The following is a 5102-nucleotide window of genomic DNA, read 5'->3' as shown; positions in this document are numbered from 1 at the left end:
GATTACTCGACCTTTATGCGATTATTTATAAAAGTGAAAATAAAATACCCCGCTTCTTTACATAGAAACGGGGTTTTTTAGTCGTATAAGAGAGCTCCTCATGCTTCTTGCCAATCTCGTTTACTTCCCGACAACCGGAATCCACATTTCCCCATATACAAAGCCGTCTCGCTGCCCCATCTCAACCGTTGCATTGGGTCCGCCAACATAAGCGTAATGTTCGGCTGCTGGCAGGACTTGACCAAAGGCAATCCCAGTAAGCGTATTACTCAACTCATCAGCCGACTTCCCTTCGCCTTTAACGACGAGGTATTGTCCCTTTGGGAATTGGATCACTCTGTGTTTTTCCGGGATCGACGAATCTGTTATGACGCCAGCATAATACATCATCTTGTGATTTACCGCTTCGTTTACCGCAAAAATATAGTCGTTCGCAGCAATAGCCTTTAATGTTTCAAGTCTTCCATCCTGTTCCACGGACCGCCAAAAGTTCTCCTTCTCCTTGTTCATGCCGGCATAATCCGTGTAATCGATCTTCAGCTCCGTTCCAATACCAAGAACGCTAAAGCTGTCTTTTTCCTCAAAGGTATACGTTGCCATTATTCCAGCTCCTTTTTTTGAATGGATCAATTCATTTGTTTTAATCACTTGATAGGCTTATCATAACCGTAAACCATGTCAAAACATGATACTGTTTAGAGAGAAAACGTTTGGTATCCAGTTGTTAATTGAAGTCTATCAGAGTCACGAATGGGTTAGCTTAATGTCACGCCTTATTAGAGTCTGCGGCTTTTCGGACGCAGCGCCCAGGAGACCATACCAAGCGCGGCATAGAAAAGCGGAAGAATTACATTGAATCCACCAACCCCGTAATCATGAGCGAACACATGAGATAAGGTGGCGCCCGTCATTAGAAAAAAGATACCGCTATAAGCCCATTCCTTAAGACGGGGGAAACCTGGCATGACGATCGCAAGGATTCCAAGCAATTTCCAAGTCCCGAGAATGTAAGTAATATATAACGGGTAACCAATATTAGTCACTAAATCAACATTGCCACCCAATCGCATCAATTGCCCGATCCCGCTTAATGCAATAGAGAATGCGAGAATGATGGTGACGGTCCAATAAGCGGCCGTCTTTCCGATCCGACGGGATTCAACCTTCGTTATTTTTTCATGACTGGTAATCGTATTCATTTCCATTCCTCCTAAGGTTTTGTTTTGTTTTATTTACTTCTTCACAACCGGGATCCACATTTCCCCATATACAAGGTTATCACGGTGCCCCATCTCGACCGTTGCATTGGGCCCGCCGACATAGGCGAAGTTTTCGGCTTCGGGTAAGATTTGACCAAAGGCAATGCCGGTAAGCGTACGACTTAAATCATCTGCCGTCTTCCCTTCGCCTTTAATGACGAGGTATGGTCCTTTAGGGAATTGGATCTCTCTGTGTTCTTCCGATAACGATGCTTCTGTCATGACGCCGACATAATACATCCTCTTGCCGTTTACCAGTTCGTTTACGGCGAAGATGTAGTCGTTCGCAGCGACAGCCTTTAATGCATCAAGCCTTCCATCCTGCTCCACGGTCCGCCAGAAGTTTTCCTTTTCCTTGTTCATGCCCGCATAGTCCGTGTACTCGCTCTTCAGTTCCGTTCCAATCCCTACAACGATTAAGCTGTCTTTCTCCTCAAGAGTAAATGCTGCCATCATCCCAGCTCCTTTTTTGATTTGATCAAATCATTTGTTTTTCTTGATGGGTTAATCATAACGATGAATCATGTCAAAATATGATACTGTTTAGAGAGACCGATACGACACCCACAATTCTGACCTGCTTGACCAAACAAATCTGCCTTCTTACAGCGCTCCTCCATTGGCTTTAAGCGCTACATCATCAGCTTCTTTTCTAAGTTCCCAGACTATTGACGGGATATAGTCCGATATCTATAGTGTATTTATGTACGAAGTACACAAACTTAACGGGAGAATCTCTAAATGTCCACTAAGAAGAGATGGGTTATCACAGTTGTTGTCGTGGCAGCCATTGCCGTCGTTGTTGGAACTGGCCTTTTTGTCAAACACTTCATAGATGCTTTAGTGACTGACCCGGAGGATCGTAAACAAGCCGAGAATCTAACTCCTGCACCGGCTCCGAAACCTGGGCAAACCCGAACCGACCTTGGGAACCTTCGCACGGATGACAATGACCAAGTTGATCTAGTGCTGAAAGACGCTTTAAAGCCCGAGATCGTTGTTGCAGAGAGTGACGTCGTCAATATCATGCACCATATGACCCACCAAAAGGTAAAGGCCAAGGAAAAGTGGGTCTCAATCGAAATGACGCCGGAACGGGTGCAGCTGCTGGAACAGATCATTCAAGTCAAGGGGACGAGTTGGATCAATTACGCAAGGATGCTCGATATCGCGAAGAAATGGGAGGCCGGCGACTTTTCTACAGTCGATGAGGATCACAACTTTTTTTGGATGATCGAAAATGGGTCGATCGGGAAAGCGAAAGGCGTTCTTACGGAGAAAGAGGAACAGGAATTCATCAAGAATACGTTTCATAAACAATAAGGAGCCCTCAGCGGCTTCTTTTTTTGCCCATAAAAAAAGGCCGTCTCCTTCAAGGCAGCCCCAATTCATTGGCATGTCGTACCGATTCCCTATAGTGGGAGCTTGGTTGCTTTCTCAAAAATCCCCTTTGCTTTCAATTAATTTCAACGCCTGATTTAAATCGATATCTTCTTCAATATGCTTAGGCGTCCATTTTATATAAATATGGGGCTGAATACCTTTTCCGTGTATCGGGTCTATTTCTGTTTTCTGTTCCAGTCTTGATATTGGATAAAATAGAGAAAACTGTTTGTTCCAGTTGAGGCAAACGATGTCGCTATAATCATTTATCCCCATGGTGGCACGTCCTACTATTGTTACTTTGGATGATTCTTTGCTCATCTCCACAAGTTCCTCTCCGGCACTTGCACAATAACAATCAGATAAGATAATTACTTTTTCCGGGTTGTTTTCCCCCTCGAAATTGTTTTCTAATTCTGCAATAAACTCCGAAAAGTCAAAAGCAACAAATCCTTGATTTCGATATGTTTTAAATTGATGTTCAGCAAACTCTATCATTTTAAGTGTTTCTTCATGATCTGTTGAACTTCGAATGTTCTCGGCCTGTTCTAAAAATAGCTCCACATTACGGTCAGAACAATTAAATTCTCGCACTTTAGGTTCAGAAATTGGTTTTTCTCCTTTTTTAAACATATATCTCAATAAAGAAGAAAAGGCATGAGCATTCCCTCCACGATTACGCCGGACATCAACAATTACATGTTTACTTTCAAGCAGGTCACCCTTATGTTTTTCAATTAGATTCATGATGCTATTGGTATCTTCAAAATCAGAAAAGGTTAACAATAAAGTGTTTGCATTGATAAAATCAATAGCATAAGTTGACTGTCTAGGAGCTCGTCCGTATAGTCTTATTTCCAGTTTAACTGAATCTCCGTTCTCATCAATAAGCTCAAAATACTTAGCTTTGTTCATAATATCATCCCATTCTTCTCTCTCAGGATGAGCTTCTCTTAGCATTTCACGGTGCATTGTTCTTATCGAAGAAATGGATTGTCCGTCAATGGAAACAATTTTTGCCCCTTTTCCAAATCTATTCTCTTCAGAAACCTCTGTTACGTATAAAGTGTCTTCGTAATTCCTTACAGTAAAACCACAAGTTTTCGCTTCTACCTTTTCAGAATTATGTAAATGAAAATACAAATGACGATCTTTGAAACTAATAAGATATTCATTCACGATTTCAGTAAACAGTTGCGGTGTCATTAATCCATTGGTTTGAAGGCGCTCTATCTTTCGGGTAAAATAATCAGGATGATCCCAACCTTTTTTCTCCTCAAATCCTGCATAATCCTGATGCATAACGGATACGATCTCGGCAAATATATCTACGTATTCCAAATTATATTCCCCCCAAATTTAAAGTGAGATTTTCTATTCAAATATGGTCCATCCAAAATGTATTCAAGGAACGATTGATTTTATCCTGCCCGCTGACATCATGAGATGCCATGAGTTGAACGAAAAGCACCATCGCACATTCCAGCTGTCTTTCCGGCATGCGGCTATGCCGCGACAGGGCCATTCACGTTTGGGCGCTGGGCGCGTATCCTATCGGGAAAGGATTTTGATTTACGGAGGCATTGACAGTGGGATACTATGTAACAGTTGAGCCGGGGGTACAACTCTATGTGGAGGACATCAACCCGGCAGGAAGCAAAACAATCGTGTTTCTTCATGGCTGGCCGCTCAATCATGACCAGTTCGAATATCAGTTCAACGTGCTGCCGGGCATGGGTTACCGCTGCATCGGCATCGACTGGCGTGGCTTCGGCAAGTCGGACCGACCCTACGGTGGATATCATTTAGAACGGCTTGCGGACGATATTCGCGCCGTCGTTGATGCGCTGCAATTGAAAGACTTCGTGCTCGCCGGGCATTCGACCGGTGGGGCGATCGCGATCAAATACATCGTGCGGCACAATGGCGGCGGCGTATCCAAACTCGTATTGATCGACGCGGCGGCGCCGCGCGGCTTCACCAAAGAGACGGCAGCGCAGCTGCTTAAGCAGTCGTTGAACGACCGGGCAAACATGATGCGCGGCGTGACCGACTATTTTTTTCTTCCGGTACATCAGCAAGCCATTCGCGGACTGGTTTATTCAGATGGGCATGCAGGCTGCCGGGTGGTCGACGGCCGCGATCATCGTCATGCTGCGGGACTTTGATTTAACAGCCGACCTGTCACACATTCAGGTTCCAACGCTGATCGTACATGGCATTCACGACCAGGTCATTCCATTCAGCCAGGCGGAGGAGATGCAACGGTTAATCCCTCATTCGCAGCTCGTGCCGTTCATGTACAGCGGCCACGGCTCGTTCTACGACGAACGCGACAAGTTTAATGAGGTCATGCAGGAGTTCGTCGGGAATGCACGGCAGGCTCCACTGCAGGTACCGCAATAGCAACACGATAGGCAAATTGAAAAAACGCAGCCTTTANGCCGGTTGTCGTTTTTC

5 protein-coding genes and 1 pseudogene are annotated in these 5102 nt (G+C 44.6%); 2 read left to right on the top strand and 4 right to left on the bottom strand.

Annotated features, from left to right (window positions below; all coding sequences use genetic code 11):
- Positions 1–120 precede the first annotated feature (120 nt).
- From CPT76_RS09405 to CPT76_RS09395, 3 genes are all read right to left on the bottom strand, one after another.
- A complete protein-coding gene (locus CPT76_RS09405) occupies positions 121–600 on the bottom strand; it encodes a GyrI-like domain-containing protein (RefSeq protein ID WP_105442731.1) in 480 nt (159 codons plus the stop codon).
- 176 nt (positions 601–776) lie between these two features.
- The gene (locus CPT76_RS09400) at positions 777–1199 is read right to left on the bottom strand and encodes a DoxX family protein (protein ID WP_105442730.1); all 423 of its coding nucleotides are present in this window, start codon (positions 1197–1199) and stop codon (positions 777–779) included.
- 33 nt (positions 1200–1232) lie between these two features.
- Complete coding sequence (locus CPT76_RS09395) at positions 1233–1712, bottom strand: GyrI-like domain-containing protein (protein ID WP_105442729.1); 480 nt, start codon at positions 1710–1712, stop codon at positions 1233–1235.
- 288 nt (positions 1713–2000) lie between these two features.
- Here CPT76_RS09395 and CPT76_RS09390 point away from each other — a divergent pair, with 288 nt between their 5' ends.
- Positions 2001–2582 carry a DUF6241 domain-containing protein gene (locus CPT76_RS09390; protein WP_105442728.1) on the top strand — a complete coding sequence of 194 codons (582 nt, stop codon included), beginning with the start codon at positions 2001–2003 and terminating at the stop codon, positions 2580–2582.
- 114 nt (positions 2583–2696) lie between these two features.
- Here the strand turns inward: CPT76_RS09390 and CPT76_RS09385 are convergent, their stop codons facing one another.
- Positions 2697–3983: a S41 family peptidase gene (locus CPT76_RS09385; RefSeq protein WP_105442727.1), complete on the bottom strand. Its 1287-nt coding sequence runs from the start codon at positions 3981–3983 to the stop codon at positions 2697–2699.
- Between the two features lie 248 nt (positions 3984–4231).
- Here CPT76_RS09385 and CPT76_RS09380 point away from each other — a divergent pair.
- A pseudogene (locus CPT76_RS09380) lies at positions 4232–5048 on the top strand (alpha/beta fold hydrolase).
- The last annotated feature ends 54 nt before the right edge of the window (positions 5049–5102 follow it).

This window comes from Paenibacillus sp. AR247 (genome assembly GCF_002968895.1).
GTDB classification, from domain to species: domain Bacteria; phylum Bacillota; class Bacilli; order Paenibacillales; family Paenibacillaceae; genus Paenibacillus_AQ; species Paenibacillus_AQ favisporus.
This window is presented reverse-complemented; position numbering and strand designations above follow the sequence as displayed.